At 69.0% G+C, this 18102-nt stretch carries 15 protein-coding genes; 4 read left to right on the forward strand and 11 right to left on the reverse strand.

The window, feature by feature from the left end:
* Positions 1-2 precede the first annotated feature (2 nt).
* The 10 genes from ACFW0G_RS16915 to ACFW0G_RS16960 all read right to left on the reverse strand — a co-directional run bounded on the left by ACFW0G_RS16915 (position 3) and on the right by ACFW0G_RS16960 (position 10802).
* Positions 3-266, reverse strand: coding sequence for a hypothetical protein (locus tag ACFW0G_RS16915; protein WP_378326200.1), 264 nt, complete (start codon positions 264-266; stop codon positions 3-5).
* A gap of 25 nt (positions 267-291) precedes the next feature.
* Positions 292-978 carry a TetR/AcrR family transcriptional regulator gene (locus ACFW0G_RS16920; protein WP_378326201.1) on the reverse strand — a complete coding sequence of 229 codons (687 nt, stop codon included), beginning with the start codon at positions 976-978 and terminating at the stop codon, positions 292-294.
* Positions 978-1811 carry an SDR family oxidoreductase gene (locus ACFW0G_RS16925; protein WP_378326202.1) on the reverse strand — a complete coding sequence of 278 codons (834 nt, stop codon included), beginning with the start codon at positions 1809-1811 and terminating at the stop codon, positions 978-980. Before ACFW0G_RS16925 ends, ACFW0G_RS16920 begins: the two co-directional genes overlap by 1 nt.
* An 8-nt stretch (positions 1812-1819) precedes the next feature.
* Positions 1820-2977, reverse strand: a complete 1158-nt coding sequence (locus ACFW0G_RS16930; protein WP_378326219.1) for an acyl-CoA dehydrogenase family protein — start codon at positions 2975-2977, stop codon at positions 1820-1822.
* A gap of 2 nt (positions 2978-2979) precedes the next feature.
* Positions 2980-4947, reverse strand: coding sequence for an acetyl/propionyl/methylcrotonyl-CoA carboxylase subunit alpha (locus ACFW0G_RS16935; protein WP_378326203.1), 1968 nt, complete (start codon positions 4945-4947; stop codon positions 2980-2982).
* Between the two features lie 14 nt (positions 4948-4961).
* Complete coding sequence (locus ACFW0G_RS16940; RefSeq protein ID WP_378326204.1) at positions 4962-6560, reverse strand: acyl-CoA carboxylase subunit beta; 1599 nt, start codon at positions 6558-6560, stop codon at positions 4962-4964.
* Positions 6557-7708 (reverse strand): acyl-CoA dehydrogenase family protein, encoded by a 1152-nt coding sequence (locus tag ACFW0G_RS16945; RefSeq protein ID WP_378326205.1) that lies wholly within the window; start codon positions 7706-7708, stop codon positions 6557-6559. The genes ACFW0G_RS16940 and ACFW0G_RS16945 overlap by 4 nt, the downstream gene beginning before the upstream one ends.
* Complete coding sequence (locus ACFW0G_RS16950; RefSeq protein WP_378326206.1) at positions 7705-9399, reverse strand: acyclic terpene utilization AtuA family protein; 1695 nt, start codon at positions 9397-9399, stop codon at positions 7705-7707. The genes ACFW0G_RS16945 and ACFW0G_RS16950 overlap by 4 nt, the downstream gene beginning before the upstream one ends.
* Complete coding sequence (locus ACFW0G_RS16955) at positions 9396-10187, reverse strand: TIGR03084 family metal-binding protein (RefSeq protein WP_378326207.1); 792 nt, start codon at positions 10185-10187, stop codon at positions 9396-9398. The genes ACFW0G_RS16950 and ACFW0G_RS16955 overlap by 4 nt, the downstream gene beginning before the upstream one ends.
* Positions 10188-10364: 177 nt before the next feature.
* On the reverse strand, positions 10365-10802 hold the full coding sequence (locus ACFW0G_RS16960) for a hypothetical protein (protein WP_378326208.1): 438 nt from the start codon (positions 10800-10802) through the stop codon (positions 10365-10367).
* Between the two features lie 228 nt (positions 10803-11030).
* Here ACFW0G_RS16960 and ACFW0G_RS16965 point away from each other — a divergent pair, with 228 nt between their 5' ends.
* Positions 11031-12647, forward strand: coding sequence for a helix-turn-helix domain-containing protein (locus tag ACFW0G_RS16965; RefSeq protein ID WP_378326209.1), 1617 nt, complete (start codon positions 11031-11033; stop codon positions 12645-12647).
* 27 nt (positions 12648-12674) lie between these two features.
* Here the strand turns inward: ACFW0G_RS16965 and ACFW0G_RS16970 are convergent, their stop codons facing one another.
* Positions 12675-13109, reverse strand: coding sequence for a hypothetical protein (locus ACFW0G_RS16970; RefSeq protein ID WP_378326210.1), 435 nt, complete (start codon positions 13107-13109; stop codon positions 12675-12677).
* A gap of 266 nt (positions 13110-13375) precedes the next feature.
* Between ACFW0G_RS16970 and ACFW0G_RS16975 the strand changes: the two genes are divergently transcribed.
* From ACFW0G_RS16975 to ACFW0G_RS16985, 3 genes are all read left to right on the forward strand, one after another.
* Positions 13376-14215, forward strand: a complete 840-nt coding sequence (locus ACFW0G_RS16975; RefSeq protein WP_378326211.1) for an enoyl-CoA hydratase-related protein — start codon at positions 13376-13378, stop codon at positions 14213-14215.
* Positions 14208-14816, forward strand: a complete 609-nt coding sequence (locus ACFW0G_RS16980; RefSeq protein WP_378326212.1) for an acetoacetate decarboxylase family protein — start codon at positions 14208-14210, stop codon at positions 14814-14816. Before ACFW0G_RS16975 ends, ACFW0G_RS16980 begins: the two co-directional genes overlap by 8 nt.
* A gap of 256 nt (positions 14817-15072) precedes the next feature.
* Positions 15073-18051 (forward strand): ribonucleoside-diphosphate reductase subunit alpha, encoded by a 2979-nt coding sequence (locus tag ACFW0G_RS16985; RefSeq protein WP_378326213.1) that lies wholly within the window; start codon positions 15073-15075, stop codon positions 18049-18051.
* The last annotated feature ends 51 nt before the right edge of the window (positions 18052-18102 follow it).

The raw sequence follows: 18102 nt of genomic DNA on the forward strand, positions 1-18102 counted from the left end.
GCTCAGGCCGCGACCTTGACCGCGATCGCGGCCTGGCCCGCCTCGGTCAGCGTGGCGGGCACCCAGCCGGTGGCGGTCTCGGTGGCGGGACGGATGTACCCGGCGTGGGCCAGCGCGTGCGCGGTCATCTGATCGCAGCAGGCGAAACCGTCGATGAACAGGTCCGGTTCACAGCTGCACGACATCGTCGCCCGTCCGGCTGCCACCGCCTTCAACATCGCGATCGCGCGGTGGGTGAGCTCGACTGTTTCCCCAGATCCGGACACCGGACTGACCTTCCTCGTGTGGCACTTACCCTGAGTTATCGCTCATTGGGCCATTGGTGTTAGCCAGTTTTTCAGACGTTTCCGGGACAGGTCCGGTTCCTGCCAGCTTCTCCTCCAGGGTGTGCGCCCATTCGCGGGCGACGCGGCGGCGCCTGCGGGTGTCGTCGGTCAGCAGGTTCGCCAGGCCGAGGCCACGCCCGAGATCGAGAGTGGCCTGGACCAGTTCGCGGACGCCGGGCCGCGACTCGTCGACGCCGAGGAGTTCGACGGTCACCCGGTGCGCTTCCCGCCCGACCCTGGCCTCCAGCGGCACCAGGGTCGCGCGCAGCGACGCGTCGGTGGAGGCCACCACCCACAGCTGGAGCGCGGCGCGGAACATCGTTCCGGTGTAAATGTTCAGCACCATGTCGACGACGTGCTGGAACCGCGATGCCCCTTCGGGCACGTCGGCGGCCTGCGCGCGCAGCTCGTCGATCTGGGCCTCGCCCAGCATCTCCACCGCGGCGGCGACCAGGTCCTCCCGGGTGCGGAAATGGTGCTGCGCCGCACCTCGGGAGACCCCGGCCCGTTCGGCGATCACGCCGACGGTGACGCCGTTCCAGCCCCGCTCGGCCAGGCAGTCGACGGCGGCCTCGACGAGCCGCCGCCGCGTCGTCCGGCTGCGTTCCTGCTGGGGTTCGCGCGGGGTTTCGCGCTGGGGTTCCCGCAGCATCAGGACGGCTCGACCCAGAAGTCGAGCTGCAGATCCTCCTCGGAGCCCCCGATGCGGTACTTCGCGAAGTCGGTGACGCCCTCGGCGGCCAGCACCTCGTCGTCGATGAAGAAGTTCCCGGTGACCTCGCGGCTCGGTTTGGTCAGGACCACGTGCGCGGCGTCGGCCATGATCTCCGGCGTGCGGCTGCGCGAGGCCAGCTCGGCACCGACGACGTTGCGGATCGCGGCGGTGTCGATCGTGGTCCTCGGCCACAGCGAGTTGGCCGCGATGCCGTCCTTTTTCAGTTCCGCGGCCAGGCCGACGGTCACCAGGCTCATCGAGTACTTCGCGATGCTGTAGGCCAGATGCCCGGCGGTGAACCACTTCTCGTCGAGGCTGATCGGCGGCGACAGCGTGAGCACGTGCGGGTTCGCCGCGGCGCGCAGGTGCGGGATGGCGAGCTTCGAGAGCAGGAACGTGCCGCGGGCGTTGATGTCCTGCATGAGGTCGTAGCGCTTCATGCTGACGGCCTCGGTCGGGGTCAGGTCGATCGCGCTCGCGTTGTTCACCACGATGTCGATCCCGCCGAACTGCTCGACGGTCTTCGCGACGGCCGCGGCGACGCCCTCGTCGTCGCGGACGTCGCCGACGATGGGCAGCGCGTGCCCGCCCGCCTCCTCGATCGCCTTGGCCGCGGTGTGGATCGTGCCGGGCAGTTTCGGGTGCGGTTCGGCGGTTTTCGCCAGCAGCGCGACGTTCGCGCCGTCGCGGGCCGCGCGCAGCGCGATGGCCTCGCCGATGCCCCGGCTGCCGCCGGACATGATGATGGTCTTACCGTCCAAAGTAGACAAAGCGGCTCCTAGTACGACTTGGGAAGGCCGAGGCTGTGCTGGCCGACGAAGTTGAGCACCATCTCCCGGCTCACCGGCGCGATCCGCCCCAGCCGCACCGACGTCAGCAGCGTGCCGAGGCCGTACTCGGTGGCGAGGCCGTTGCCGCCGTGGGTCTGCACGGCCTGGTCCACGGCGTGGATCGCGGCTTCGGCGGCGGCGTACTTCGCCATGTTCGCCGACTCCCCCGCGCCGAAGTCGTCACCGGAGTCGTACAGCGTCGCGGCCTTCTGCGTCATCAGCTTCGCCAGTTCCAGCTCGACCTTGATCTCCGCGAGCGGATGCGCGAGCCCCTGGTGCGAGCCGATCGGGACGCCCCAGACCTGTCGCTGGTTGGCGTAGCCCACGGCCTTGTCGAGCGCGTAGCGGGTGATGCCGAGGGAGAACGACGCGCCCATGATGCGTTCCGGATTGAGCCCGGCGAACAGCTGCGCGATCGCCGCGTCCTCCTCGCCGACCAGCGCCTCGGCGGGCAGGTGGACGTCGTCGAGGAACAGCGAGAACTGGTTCTCCGGCGCCACGATGTCCATCGGGATCTTCGTGTACTCGAAGCCGGGCGCGTCCGTGGGGAGGATGAACAGCGCGGGCTTGAGCTTGCCGGTCTTGGCGTCCTCGGTGCGTCCGACGATGAGGACCGCGTCGGCCTCGTCGACACCGGAGATGAAGACCTTGCGGCCGCTGAGGATCCAGCCGTCGCCGTCGCGCTTGGCGGTGGTGGTGATCCGGTGCGAGTTGGACCCGGCGTCCGGTTCGGTGATCGCGAAGACCATCCGCCTGCTGCCGTCGGCGATGCCGGGCAGCCACGTCTTCTTCTGGTCCTCGGTGCCGAACCGGGAGATCACCGTGCCGCAGATGGCCGGGGACACCACCATGAGCAGCAGCGGGCAGCCCGCCGCGGCCAGTTCCTCCAGCACCGCCGCGAGATCGGCGATGCCGGCACCCCCGCCGCCGTACTCCTCGGGCAGGTTGACGCCCAGGTAGCCGAGCTGCCCGGCCTCGTGCCACAGCTCGTCGGTCTTGGCGCCGGCGCGAGCCTGCTTCATGTAGTACTCGCCGCCGTACTTCTTCCCCAGCTCCGCCACCGCCTTGCGGAGCTCGGTCCGCTCCTCGGGTTCGGTGAAGTTCATCGTCATGCCCCGTCTCCCACCGCTTCGTCTCCCACCACTGCCAGAACCGTGCCCACTTCGACCTGCTGCCCGACCGTCACCGGAAGTGCGGTCACCACCCCGTCGGCGGGGGCGGTGATCCGGTGTTCCATCTTCATCGCTTCCAGCCACAGCACCGGATCCCCCGCCGCCACGGTGTCGCCGACCCGAGCGCCCAGCCGCACCACCGTGCCCGGCATGGGCGCGACGAGCGATCCCGCCGCCAGCGCGGCGTCCGGGTCGGCGAAGCGCGGCACGACGCTCAGCGCGATGGGCCCCAGCACAGAGTCCACATAGGACTTATCGCCGTAGCGTGCGACGTCGAAGGTGCGCCGGACACCCGCGACGTCGAGGACGACACGTTCCGGCTCGGCACTGACGAGCGTGACGTCGTCGTAGCCCTCGGCACGCAGGCCGTCCCTCGTCAGCGTGTAGACGACCTCGTACTCGTTGTCCCCGGCGGAGAATCGCTTACGCTGGCCCGCGGAGCGGACGTTGCGCCAGCCGCTGGGCAGCCTGCTCCACATCGTCGCGGCGGCCCGGTTACCCGCCGCGTCCGCCAGTGCCGCCGCGAGTGCCGAGAGCCGTTCCGTGTCCACTGTGGCCAGTGACTTCGCGAGGACGTCGAGCCCGTGCCGATCGAAGAACGCCGTGTCGGTTTCCCCGGCGAGGAAGGCGTCGTGCCGCAGGATGTTCACCAGCAGCTCGCGGTTGGTGACGACGCCGTGGATCTTCGCGCCGGCCAGTGCCTTCGCCAGCCGCCGGGCCGCCGAGGCGCGGTCCGGCGCCCAGACGATCACCTTGGCGAGCATCGGGTCGTAGTGCACGCCGACGACGGACCCGCTCACGAAACCGGAGTCGAGCCGCAGCCCGGGACCGTGCTCGAATTCACGGTCCACATCGGACAGATCGAAGCGGTGCAGTGTTCCGCTCTGCGGCTGCCAGCCTTCGGCGGGGTCTTCGGCGTAGAGCCGGACCTCGATGGCGTGCCCGGTGGTCGGCGGCGGGTCGGCGGGCAGCCGGGCGCCTTCGGCGACGCGCAGCTGCAACGCGACGAGATCGGTGCCGGTGACGCATTCGGTCACCGGGTGCTCGACCTGCAGCCGGGTGTTCATCTCCAGGAAGTAGAACCGGCCGTCCGGCCCGGCGAGGAATTCGACCGTCCCGGCGCCGACGTAGTCGATCGCCTTGGCCGCCTTGCGGGCCGCCTCGAACAGCTCCTCGCGCATCGCGGCGTCCACGAGCGGGGACGGCGCCTCCTCGACGACCTTCTGGTGCCGCCGCTGGATCGAGCATTCCCGCTCCCCCAGCGCCCATACCGTGCCGTGCGTGTCGGCCAGTACCTGGACCTCGATGTGCCGCCCGGTCTCCAGGTACCGCTCACAGAACACGGTCGGATCGCCGAAGGCCGAACCGGCCTCGGCACGGGCGCTCTCGACGGCTTCCGCGAGCTCGTCCAGCTTCCGGACCACACGCATGCCGCGTCCGCCGCCACCGGCGGACGCCTTGACCAGCAAGGGAAGATCGGCCTCGGTGACCTCGCCAGGGTCCAGTTCGGACAGTACGGGAACCCCGGCGGCCGCCATCAGCCGCTTGGACTCCACTTTGGAGCCCATCGTCGCGATGGCTTCCGGTGGCGGCCCGACCCAGGTCAGCCCCGCGTCGAGGACGGCACGGGCGAACGCGGCGTTCTCGGACAGGAACCCGTACCCAGGGTGGATCGCGTCCGCGCCGCTGCCGGCGGCGGCCTTGACGAGCAGATCGGCACGCAGGTACGTCTCGGAAGGGGCATTGCCCGGCAGGCGGACGGCGACGTCGGCCTCGGTCGCGTGCGGTGTCCCGGCGTCGGCGTCGGAGAACACCGCGACGGTGCCGATCCCGGAGTCGCGGCAGGTCCGGAACACGCGGCGGGCGATTTCGCCGCGGTTGGCGACCAGCAGGTTCTGAATCACTTCGAACGCCGCCCTTACATCCGGAAGACGCCGAAGCCCTCGGCGCCCTTCACTGGTCCATTGTGGATGGTGGAAAGCCCGAGCCCGAGCACGGTCCGGGTGTCCCGCGGGTCGATGATGCCGTCGTCGTAGAGCATGCCGGACAGGAACATCGGCATCGACTCGGCTTCGATCTGTCCCTCGACCATCGCGCGCATGGCCTTGTCGTTCTCCTCGTTGTACTCCTGGCCCCGGCTCTCGGTGGCCGCGCGGGCCACAATGGACAGCACACCGGCCAGCTGCGCCCCGCCCATCACCGCGGACTTCGCGCTCGGCCACGCGAAGAGGAACCGCGGATCGTAGGCCCTGCCGCACATCCCGTAGTGCCCGGCGCCGTAGGACGCTCCCATGAGGACGGACAGATGCGGCACCTTCGAGTTCGACACCGCGTTGATCATCATCGCGCCGTGCTTGATGATGCCGCCCTGCTCGTACTCCTTGCCGACCATGTAGCCGGTCGTGTTGTGCAGGAACACCAGCGGGGTGTCGATCTGGTTGGCCAGCTGGATGAACTGCGCGGCCTTCTGCGACTCCTCGCTGAACAGCACGCCCTGGGCGTTGGCAAGGATGCCGACCGGGTACCCGTGGATGCTCGCCCAGCCGGTGACCAGGCTGGAGCCGTACAGCGGCTTGAACTCGTCGAAGTCCGAACCGTCGACGACGCGGGCGATCACCTCGCGCGGGTCGAACGGGCTCTTGAGATCCGGCGGCACGATGCCGAGCAGGTCTTCGGTGTCGTACAGCGGCTCGGCGTAGTCCGGCTTCGGCGTCGGTCCCTGCTTGGTCCAGTTGAGCCGCTTGACGATGTTCCGGCCGAGGCGGATGGCGTCCTCCTCGTCGGCGGCAAGGTAGTCGGCGAGCCCGGACGTCCGGGCGTGCATCTCGGCGCCGCCCAGCGACTCGTCGTCGGATTCCTCACCGGTGGCCATCTTGACCAGCGGTGGCCCGCCGAGGAACACCTTCGCGCGTTCCTTGACCATCACGACGTAGTCGGACATGCCCGGCAGGTACGCGCCGCCCGCGGTGGAGTTGCCGAACACCAGCGCGATCGTCGGGCAGCCCGCGGCCGAGGCCCGCGTGATGTCGCGGAAGATCCGCCCGCCGGGGATGAAGATCTCCTTCTGCGTGGGCAGATCCGCGCCACCGGATTCGACGAGGTTGATCGTCGGCAGGCGGTTCTGCGCGGCGATGTCCGCGGCGCGGTAGCTCTTCTTGGCCGTCCATGGGTTGCTGGCGCCGCCCTTCACTGTCGGATCGCTCGCCGAGATCATGCACTCGACGCCCTCCACGACCCCGATGCCGGTGACGAGGCTCGCGCCGACCCGGTAGTCCGAGCCCCACGCCGCGAGCGGCGACAGTTCGAGGAACGGCGAATCCGCGTCGAGCAGCAGCTCGATCCGTTCCCGGGCCAGGAGCTTGCCACGTTTGCGGTGCCGCTCGACGTACTTCTCGCCGCCGCCCGCCACCGCCTTCGCCTGCTCGGCGTCGATCTCGGCGAGCTTCTCCAGCATCGATTCGCGGTTCGCCGCGAACTCGCCGGACCGGATGTCCGCTGAGGACCGCAGTGTCGTCATGAGGTGTATCCCAATCGCTTCGCGGCGAGGCCGGTGAGGATTTCCGTGGTGCCGCCGCCGATACCGAGGATGCGGACGTCGCGGTAGTGTCGTTCCACTTCGGACTCCCGCATGTAGCCGAGCCCACCGTGAAGTTGGACGGCCTCGTTCACCACGTGCTCCGCCGCCTCGACCGCGGTGTTCTTGGCGAAGCAGGCTTCGGCGATGACCTCCTCGCCTGAGACGTGGCGGACGGCGATCTGGCGGGTGTAGGTCCTGGCGACGTCGATCTTCCGTGCCATCTCGGTGAGCTTGTGCTGCACGAGCTGCCGGGAGATCAGCGGCCGCCCGAAGGTCTCCCGCAGCCGGCACCAGTCCAGCGTCAGATCGAGCGCCCGCTGCGCGTGCGCGTAAGCCTGCACCGCCAGCGAGAGCCGTTCGACGACGAACTGGGTGGCCACCTGGGCGAATCCGCTGTTCTCCGCGCCGATCCGGTTCTCCACCGGGACCCGTACGTCCACATAGGACAGTTCGGCGGTGTCGGAACAGAGCCAGCCCATCTTGTCGAGCTTGCGCGACACGGTGAACCCGGGTGTCCCGCGTTCGACCACGATGAGCGAAAGCCCGTGCGCGCCTTCGCCGCCGGTGCGCACGACGGTGGTCACGAAGTCGGCGCGGCAGCCCGAGGTGATGAACGTCTTGGCACCGTTGATGACGTACTCGTCGCCCTCCCGTACCGCGCTGGTGCGGATGCCCGCGACGTCGGAACCGCCGTCCGGCTCGGTCACCGCGAGCGAGCCGATCTTCTCGCCCGCCAGTGTCGGCCGGACCCAGCGTTCGATCTGCACCGGGTCCCCGGCCTCGGCGATGTGCGGGACCGCGATACCGCAGGTGAACAGCGAGGCGAACAGCCCGCCGGATCCGCCGGCGTAGTGCATTTCCTCGGCAACGACCACCGAGTCGAGATAGTTGCCGTCACCACCGCCCACCGGCTCCGGGAAGGAGACGCCGAGCAGGCCGAGGTCCCCGGCCTTCTTGTGCAGCTCACGCGGGAGTTCGCCGTCGCGCTCCCAGTCGTCGAGGTGCGGCAGGACCTCGCGCTCGGCGAACGTGCGCACGGTCTTGCGCAGCTCGTCGCGCTCGGGTGTCCGGAAAGGATCGAGAGTCACAGCAGCGCCTCCGGAATGTCGATCTCCCGTGACCGCAGCCATTCGCCGAACGCCTTGGCCTGCGGGTCGAACCGTGCCTGCGACGCGACGCCCTCGCCGAGGATGCCTTCGACGACGAAGTTGATCGCCCACAGGTTCGGCAGCAGATGCCGGGTCACCGGCAGGTCCGCGGTTTCGGGCAGCAGCAGGCGGAACTCCTGCACGGTGAGGCGATGAGCCAACCACCGCCAGGCCTCTTCGGACCGTACCCAGACACCGAGGTTGGCGTTGCCGCCCTTGTCGCCGCTGCGCGCGCCGATCACGCGGCCCAGCGGGACTCGGCGCACCGGCCCGTCCGGTAGCCGCTCCGGTAGCTCCGGTTCCTCCACTTCGGACAGTACGAGCGTGTCGGCGGCGGGGGCGATGTCCACCCGCGACCCATCCGGGAGGACCGCGACGTGCGGGACTTCCTTGGCGTCCACATAGGACGCGGTGTACAGCCCGTACGGCGAGGCATCCGAAGGCGGTGCGGTGACGTGGAACCCGGGGTAACTGGCCAGTGCCAGCTCGATCGCGGCGCCGCTGAAGGCCCGTCCCGCCACCTTCGAGTCGGCGTCCTTGACCGCGACGTGCAGCAGCGCGCTCGCCCGCTGTTCGGTGTCGGCGTCCGGGTGCTCGGTGCGCGCGAGTGTCCACTTGACCTCGGCGGGTCGCTGCTTGAGAGCGCCTTCGAGTTGTTCCTTGACCAGCGCGGCTTTTTCCTCGATGTCCAGTCCGGTGAGGACGAATGTGGTCTCGTTGCGGAAGCCGCCGAGGCTGTTGAGACACACCTTGAGCGTCGGGGGCGGCGCCTCGCCGCGTGCCCCGCTGATCCGCACCCGGTCCGGCCCGTCCTCGGTGAGGCTGACCGTGTCGAAGCGGGTGGTGACGTCCGGCCCGGCGTAGCGGGCGCCGGCGATCTCGTACAGCAGCTGCGCGGTGACCGTCCCGGCGTTCACGACGCCGCCGGTGCCGGGATGTTTGGTGATGACGCTGGAACCGTCGGCCTCGATCTCGGCGATCGGGAAGCCCGGCACGCCGATCGTGTGCTCGGTGAAGAACGCGTAGTTCCCGCCGGTGGCCTGGGTCCCGCATTCGATGACGTGCCCGGCGGCGACCGCGCCCGCGAGCGCGTCGTAGTCGTCACGGGCCCAGCCGAAGTGCGCGGCGGCGGGCCCGACGATCACCGAGGCGTCGGTGACGCGCCCGGTCACGACGACGTCGGCACCGGCGTTCAGGCACTCCACAATGCCCCAGGCACCGAGATAAGCATTGGCGGTCAAGGGTTTTCCGAGGTCGAGTTCGTCGGCGCGGGCGATCAGGTCATCGCCTTCGACGTGCGCGATCGAGACGTCGACGCCGAGTTTCGCGGCCAGCTCCCGCAGCGCGCCGGCCAGCCCGGAGGGGTTGAGACCACCCGCGTTGGCCACGATCTTGACGCCGTTTTCCTTGGCCAGCGCCAGGTTTTCCTCCAGCTGGCGCAGGAACGTCTTGGCGTAGCCGCGGTTCGGGTCCTTCAGCCGGTCCCTGCCGAGGATGAGCATGGTCAGCTCGGCGAGGTAGTCCCCGGTCAGCACGTCGAGCGGGCCGCCGGTGAGCATCTCGCGCACGGCGGAGAACCGGTCGCCGTAGAACCCGGACGCGTTCCCGATCCGCAGCGGCTGGGCGCTCACGAAAACTGCCCCGGCCTGCGGCCCGCCCCTGGCGGTCCGGCGAACGCCTGCGCGATGCCCAGCCACTCGTCGACGCCGTCCCCGGTGGCGACGAGATCGGTGTCGTCGCGGTGCCGCCGCTGCGTGATGAGCAGGCAGAAATCCACCGCGCTGCCGGTGAGCCGCTGCTCGGCGTCCTCCGGCCCGAAGACCCACGTCGAGCCGTCCGGCGCGGCCAGTTCGACCCGGAACTCCTCGGCGGGCGGGGCGAGCGAGTGAAGCTTGAAGGCGAAGTCACGGGTGCGGGTCCCGAACCGGGTGATGTGCCACAGCCGCATGGTCGGTTCGCGGACCAGGCCGAGCGCGTCGAAGATGTCCTGGCCGTGGGCCCAGGTCTCCATCATGCGCGCGGTGGCCATCGAGGCCGCGCTCATCGGCGGGCCGTACCAGGGCAGCTTCTGTCCCTCGGGCACGGCGGCCAGCGCGTTCGCCAGCGCGGTACGGCCCGTCCGCCAGTCTTCGAGCAGCTGCCGGGGCGCCTTCCCGGCGCCCTCGGCCGCCCCCGCGTCGACGTAGTTTTCGCCGATCTGGAGCAGTTTTTCGACTTCGTTCTGCCAGTCCTCCGGATGCGCCGCCGAGATCAGCGACTTCTCGTCGGTCCAGGCCAGATGCGCGATCTGGTGCGCGATCGTCCAGCCCTGGGCGGGGGTCGGCCGCGCCCAGTCCGACGCGGGCAGGCCGGCCACCACGTCGTCGATCGTCTGTGTTTCCGCCGCGAGATCACCGAGGATCACGCCCAGGTCCGCCATCGCACGCCTCCTTGCGTCCGCCCCAGGCTCGCACCGGCCGCCGGAAAAATCAAGCACGCCTGATTGTTTTTGCCGGTGACCGGGCTCGACCGGCTTCGACGAGGGCACCGGCAAACCACGAAGCGCGGGGCCGATACCACCCCCAGCGGTATCGGCCCCGCGCTCTTCGGCCCCGGTTTACCGGCGAACGATCGTGGGCGCGCTCCAGTCCTCGTCATTGCGGTTGACCCGGCCGAGCTTGACCATGACCCACGTCTGGGTCTTGGGATCGACGCCGGGGATCTGCACGTTGTTGACGTGCATGTTCGTGTTGCACCCCTGGTCGTTGGCCACCGAGAACGGCGGCGAGGTCCAGAGTGTCACCGAGTGCGCGTCGCACCGGGTGTCGTGGATGTTCAGATTGTTCAGCGACACGAACGAACGGCCCTGACGCGCGTCGTAGTGCCACCAGACGTTGCCGTCGGCCCAACCACCGGTATGCGGCGCGTGGATCTTGAAGGGGCGATGGACATCGCTCGTCGCGGGCACCGAATCCGATGTCGCCCCTGCTGTCCCGGTCGTGCCCCCCATGACGGTCAGGACGAGCGCCGCGATCATAGTGCTCTTCTTCAGCATCGTTCCTCCCTCGATAACCGGCTTTTCGCCGTCATGGACCACTGTGATCCGCTTCGCCCGCGAACGGCACCGGCTGGAACGAGAGTGGGACGTCTCAGCCCGTCCCACCGCGTTGACCAGCGCGAACGGCGAAGATATGGGACGGGCGCCGGATCATCGGAGTGGTCCCCGCCGACCCGGTGTGGCATTCTCGGACTGCGCGAGGGCATCGATCAGGGGAGCGGGTCTATGGCGCCGCCAGGGGCGAAGGAAGAACTCGCCCGGTTGCTGGGCGAACTCAAGCGTTCCCGGGGTCTGAGCTACGCGGAACTCGGCCGGGCCTGTCATCTGAGCCGGTCGTCGGCGCACCGATATTGCAACGCCGAAATCATTCCGTCCGATTTCGCCACCCTCGAATCGATAGCGACGGCATGCGGCGCGGACAGGACGGCAAAGGCACGATTACACAGATACTGGTCGAACGCGCTCGGTGAGCAGGCATCCGCCGGGCCACCACGAGCGCCGGCGGCGCTTCCCGGCATCGGAGGCGGCGAGCGCGTACCGCCCCGGCCTGGGCCCGGTGCCCGGCGGATCGCAGTCGTCGTGCTGGCGGCCGTGCTGGTTTCGACTTTCCTGCTGGTGCGCGGAAGTACGACACCGATTCCGGCGGCCGTGGAAGCAGAACTACCGGAACCGCCGGAGCCGATGTGGGCGCAGACCCCCACTCCGCTGGATCCGGGTCTGTTCGGAGTGACCGTGAATTCCTCGACCGGCGCGATGCCGACGTTCGGGGTGGACTCCGTCCGGTTCTGGGACAGCCACACCCGCTGGGCCACCGTCGAACCCAGCAGGCACGTTTTCGACTGGTCCGTGCTCGACCGGCTGGTGGACGGTGCTCGCAACGCCGGGATGTCCAGCCTGTTCACTTTCGGCGGCACTCCGGCCTGGGCCGACCCCGCCGGGCCGCGCACACTCTACGAAGACGGTTCCCGGACCTCGGCACCGCAAGTCCTCGATGACTGGGACGAGTTCGTGAAGGCCGTGGTCCAGCGTTATCGCGGGCGTATCGGCGGCTACGAGGTGTGGGCCATGGTCAACGACGCGCATTTCTATTCGGGCAGCGTCGAAACGTTGTTCGCGATGACCCGCCGCGCCCACGATCTCATCAAAGCCGCCGACCCTGGCGCCACTGTGGTGTGCCCGTCCATGGGCATGCTCCAGAACTCTTCGGCGCAGCGGACACTCGAACGCTTCGCCGCGCTGGGCGGCTACGACTACTGCGACGTCGCGGGTGTCAAGCTCTACCAGGCAGGCTCGGCCGAACCGCCGGAAACGATGCTGCGGCTGGCGGGCGACATCGACCACGCCTTTCACCGCGCCGGCGTGCATCCGCCGATCTGGAACACCGGGACCAGCTACGACGTACCCCTGCAGCAACCGCTGCCGGCGGACAAGGCCGTCGACCACGCCGTCCGGCAGTACCTCGTAGGCCTGTTCGCACACTACCGGCGGGTCTTCTTCTACAACTGGGGCGGCACGAAGATCCCCGTCGTCCTGCAGCCCGACGGTGGCCCGCCCACTCCCGCCGCGCTCGCCGTGGAGCAACTGCGCCGCTGGCTCCGCGGAGCCAAGATCCGTGCCTGCGGGCAAGGCGTTCCCGCGAGGCTGCCCGCCGGTGTGTGGCAGTGCCGTTTCGAAAACGCGGCCGGACCGTTCGCCATCCGCTGGACGGCGAAGGGTGTCGCCCGGATGACCGCGGAACCGTCCAGCCGCACCGTGGAACGGCTGGACGGTACCCAGTCCCCGATCACCGCGAGCGACACGCTCGACATCACCACCCGGCCGGTCAAAATCTCCTTCGAGTGACGACCGGCGCGCCCTGCGGAGTCCGCCTCAGTGGAATTCAAAGTTGATGTAGATGTGCGTCAGATCGCTGAATTTCCACCAGCCGCTCTTCTGGTGCGACCATCCGGTGCTGCCGCCACCGTCGCCGCCGGTGTAGACCGTGCCGGGCGGGATGTAGAAGGCGTCGATATCGACGTTCTGGGGATCGCCCCATGTCGTGTGGGGAAGCACGTAGCCGTAGCCGTTCCGCTTGCACTTGTCCGCGGGCTGATAGGCCCCGTCCCAGCCGGCTGCTCCCCAGCTGCGGCAGACCTTGACGCTGTGCGAGGTGTTGTTGGTGAGGGTGCCGCAGAACGGACGCGAACAGTGGTCACCCATGGGACTCACCTGCGTCGCCGAAGCCGGGCCCGCGGCACCGGTGAGCATCCCGGCGGTCAGTGCGCCGGCGCCGAGAACAGTGGCGATGGTGGAACGACGGGTCATCTTGTGCCTCCCCTGATCGGCGATCCGTGTCCGGATCGCTGCCGCATATCCCACGACGTTTCGAGCGTGCTCGACGCCGGGCACGCCGGGCAACACCTGCCCGTCCCAGACTGCGGCTGGGACGGAGCGAGGCCTCTGACCTGTGCCGACGTTTCGCTACCTGGGACAGTTCCCCGGGCGGAAAGTACGCCTACGGCACCGAAGAAGCCCTCGGACACACTATTGACACCTTGCCAGTAGTGGTGAGCTGGCTTACTGTCGGGGATATGGCCGACTACGCCGACATCACCTATGCGGTCTCCGAGCGGATCGCCACCGTGACGCTGAACCGTCCGGAGGCCCGCAACGGCTACACGATCCGGATGGCCGACGAGCTCGGCGACGCGATGGACCGGGCCGACCGCGACGAGGACGTCCGGGTCGTGGTCCTCACCGGCGCGGGCAAGGATTTCTCCGTGGGTGCGGACCTTTCCCAGGGCGGCTTCGACTTCGACCCGGCGGCCGGGCCGGACGCGGCGTGGCAGGAGCCCGCCGGCCGGTGCTCGAAGCGGATCTTCACGATGAACAAACCGGTCATCGCCGCGTTGCGGGGAGCGGCCGTCGGCGGCGGGATCACCATCACGCTTTCGTGCGATTTCCGCCTCGCCGCCGAGGATTCCCGGTTCGGGTTCGTGTTCACCCGGCGGGGGATCTACCCCGAGGGCGCGTCCGCGTGGTTCCTCCCCCGGCTCGTCGGCATGGGCACCGCGCTCGACTGGATGATCAGCGGCCGTCTCGTCAGTGCGGAGGAAGCGCTCTCGGCCGGGCTCGTCCACCGGCTGTACCCGGCGGACACCGTGCTCGACGAGGCCTACGCGCTCGCGCGCGAGATCATCGCCACCACCGCGCCGGTGTCGGTCGCGGTCACCCGTCAGCTGCTCTACCGGATGGCGAGCGCACCTTCGCCGTTCCCCGTGCACGAACTCGACTCCCGGCTGATCGGCGGCCTCGGCAACAGCTCCGACGCGGTCGAGGGAGTCGTGTCGTTCCTGCAGAAACGCCCACCGGAGTTCGCCATGCGCGTCGACAAGGACCTCCCCGACTACCTGCCATGGCTCCATGAGTGACTATCCGCCCGAACCGTGGAACCTCGCCGGGGACGCCTGGCTGTCCGTCTGGCGCGTCCCAGTCAGTGAGATTCCGGCCCTGCCCGAGGGAGCCCGTCCCCTCGTCTGGCGCGGGCGAGCGACGGTCGTCACCGCGTGGATCGACTACCGGCCACCGGGACAGCTGAGCTACCACGAACTGCTCGCGACCGTGGCCGTGCACGGCCGCCGCCCGGCCGCGTCGATCACCGGCATCTGGGTCGACAGCGCTACGTCGCTGGCAGGCGGGCGCGCGCTGTGGGGCATCCCGAAGGATCTCGCCGCGTTCGAGTTCGCGGGCGGCCACGCGTTCACCGGGTCCGCGGCGACCGAAGACGACTGGATCGCGACCGCCGCGTTCACGCCGCGCCTCGGTCTCCCCTTCTCCGTCCCTGCTGTCTTCGAGGTGGTCCAGACCCTCGACGAACGGCTCAAGCGCAGCCCGGTCGCGTCGAAGGCGGGCGCCCGGCTGGCGTCCTCGGACTGGCAGATCAACCCCGCGGGGCCGCTCGGCTACCTCGCCGGGCACCGTCCGGTAGCCAGCGCGAAACTGGCCGGTTTCACCCTGCGCTTCGGCGGCTGACGATCTCTGCGGAGTGACCCGCAGACCGGTGATCAGGGCGCTCTCAGTGATCACCTAACCCGCCAGGGTGAGTGCGCGACACGCCACCCATTGGGGCACGTGCGGCCCCCAACCCCTACATGTAGTCTCTGGGGACCGACAGCACCCAGCGGCGGGGAGTCCGCTCAGAGTACTTGCCGGCTAACGCTTTGCCCGACCAGCAGCGCTTCGTCCGGGGGACGATGCGCCGATCCGACGCGCCCTTTGGGAGTCATGCATGTCAGTCGACACCAGCCATCGCCCACCCTCCTCTCCGGACAACAAGCCAGCCGGAGTCCGGGTGATCCGGCGCGACGGCAATGTGTCGGAGTTCGACGCCAACAAGATCTCGGTCGCGCTGACGAAGGCGTTCCTCGCCGTCGAGGGTGACGACGCCGCCGCGTCCTCGCGCGTCCACCACGTGGTCGCCGAGCTGACCGAGCAGGTCGAGACCTCGCTGCTGCGCCACGCCGGCCCCGAGCCCGCCCTGCACATCGAGCAGATCCAGGACCTCGTCGAGCTCGCGCTCATGCGCGGCGGGCACCACAAGGTCGCCCGCGCGTACGTCCTCTACCGCGAGGAGCGCGCGAAGGCCCGTCAAGCGACCGCGCCGGTCCCGGCCGAGGCCGCCCTCACCGTCAAGGGCGCCGACGGTTCGCTGCGTCCCCTCGACTGGGCGCGCGTGTCCCACGTTGTGGGAGAAGCCGTCGCCGGACTGGACGACGTCTCCGCCGAGCCGGTGCTCGCCGAGACCAAGCGCAATCTCTACGACGGCATCAGCGCCGACGAGCTCGCGCTCGCGCAGATCATGGCCGCCCGCGTGCTCGTCGAGCAGGAACCGAACTACTCCTACGTGTCCGCCCGGCTGCTGCTGGACAAGCTGCGCGGCGAGGCGCTGAGCTACCTCGCCGGCGCGCCGCGCCAGGCCAGCCAGGACGAGATGGCGACCGAGTACGCGCCGTACTTCCGCGCCTACCTGCGCCGTGCCGTCCAGCTGGAGCTGGTCGACGCCGAGCTGACGTCCTTCGACCTGGACAAGATCACCGCGGCCATCCGGCCCGAGCGTGACCTCGACTTCGGGTTCCTCGGACTGCAGACGCTGTACGACCGGTACTTCCAGCACCACGACGGCGTTCGTTTCGAGCTGCCGCAGGCGTTCTTCATGCGCGTCGCGATGGGACTGGCGATCCGCGAGGACGACCGCGAGGCCCGCGCGATCGAGTTCTACGAACTGCTGTCGAGCTTCCACTTCATGGCTTCGACGCCGACGCTGTTCAACTCGGGCACCACGCGCCCGCAGCTGTCGTCCTGCTTCCTGACCACTGTGGACGACGACCTCGACTCGATCTTCCAGGCGTACAAGAACAACGCGCTGCTGGCGAAGTACTCGGGCGGGCTCGGCAACGACTGGACCCCGGTCCGCGGCCTCGGCGCGCACATCAAGGGCACCAACGGCCAGTCGCAGGGCGTCGTGCCGTTCCTCAAGATCGCCAACGACACCGCGGTCGCGGTGAACCAGGGCGGCAAGCGCAAGGGCGCGGCGTGCGCGTACCTCGAGACCTGGCACGTGGACATCGAGGAGTTCCTCGACCTGCGCAAGAACACCGGCGACGACCGGCGGCGCACGCACGACATGAACACCGCGAACTGGGTGCCGGACGAGTTCCTGCGCCGTGTCGAGGCCGACGGGCAGTGGACCCTGTTCTCCCCCAACGAGACCCCGGACCTGCACGACCTCTACGGGAACGCTTTCGCGCAGCGCTACCGCGAGTACGAGGCCGCCGCCGACCGCGGCGAGATCAAGGTGTTCCGCCGGGTCCGCGCGGTCGACCTGTGGCGGCGCATGCTGACCATGCTGTTCGAGACCGGGCACCCGTGGATCACCTTCAAGGACCCGTGCAACCTGCGCTCGCCCCAGCAGCACATCGGCGTCGTGCACTCGTCGAACCTGTGCACCGAGATCACGCTGAACACCAGCACCGACGAGGTCGCGGTCTGCAACCTGGGCTCGGTCAACCTGCTCAAGCACGTCACTCCGTCCGGTTTGGACACCGAGCGGCTCGAGCAGACCGTGCGCACCGCCGTCCGCATGCTGGACAACGTGATCGACATCAACTTCTACACGATACCGGAGGCACGCCGCTCGAACCTGCGTCACCGCCCGGTCGGCCTCGGCCTGATGGGCTTCCAGGACGCGCTGTTCGAGCTGGGCGTTCCGTTGTCGTCCGAAGCCGCGGTGCGGTTCGCCGACGAGAGCATGGAGCACATCTCCTACTACGCGATCTCGGCCTCGACCAACCTCGCCGAGGAGCGCGGGCAGTACCAGAGCTTCGAAGGTTCCTTGTGGAGCAAGGGAATCCTGCCGATCGACTCGATGCGGCTGCTCATCGACGCCCGCCAGGGCGACGCGCTCGACGTCGACCTCTCGTCCACTTTGGACTGGGGAACGCTGCGCGAGCGGGTCAAGACCGTGGGCATGCGCAACTCCAACGTGATGGCGATCGCGCCGACCGCGACGATCTCCAACATCTGCGGTGTCGGGCAGTCCATCGAGCCGCTGTTCCAGAACCTGTACGTCAAGTCGAACATGTCCGGCGACTTCACCGTGGTCAACCCGCATCTGGTCCGCTCGCTCAAGGAGCGCGGGCTGTGGGACGAGGTCATGGTGAGCGACCTGAAGTACTTCGACGGCAGCCTCGGCCAGATCGACCGCGTCCCGGACGACCTGAAGGCGTTGTACGCCACGGCGTTCGAGATCGAGTCGAAGTGGCTGGTGGACGCCGCCTCCCGGCGGCAGAAGTGGATCGACCAGGCGCAGTCGCTGAACCTGTACATCGCGGCGCCGAGCGGCCGCAAGCTCGACGAGCTGTACCGGTACGCGTGGCACAAGGGCCTCAAGACCACGTACTACCTGCGGGCGCAGTCCGCGACGCACGTGGAGAAGAGCACCCTGCGCGGCACGGACGGCAAGCTGAACGCGGTCTCGGCCACCCCGGCCCCCGCCGCGGTTCCGGCCGCGGCTCCCGCGCCGTCGCCGTCGGCCGCGGTTCCGGCGGTGTCGCCTTCGCCTTCGCCCTCGCCTGAGGCCGCGGTGCCGGTGACTCCGGCAGTGCAGGCGGAGCCGAAGGAGATGCCGGAAGTGTCCGATGTGGACTTCGTCGCCACCGAAGGCGCCGCCTGCCGCATCGACGACCCCGACTGCGAAGCCTGCCAGTAATCCCCGCGTGGTCCGTGAATGCCACATCGAGGGACCCAGAGTCTCTCGATG

Origin of the sequence: Amycolatopsis sp. NPDC058986 (assembly GCF_042741125.1) — a bacterium.
Classification (GTDB): domain Bacteria; phylum Actinomycetota; class Actinomycetes; order Mycobacteriales; family Pseudonocardiaceae; genus Amycolatopsis.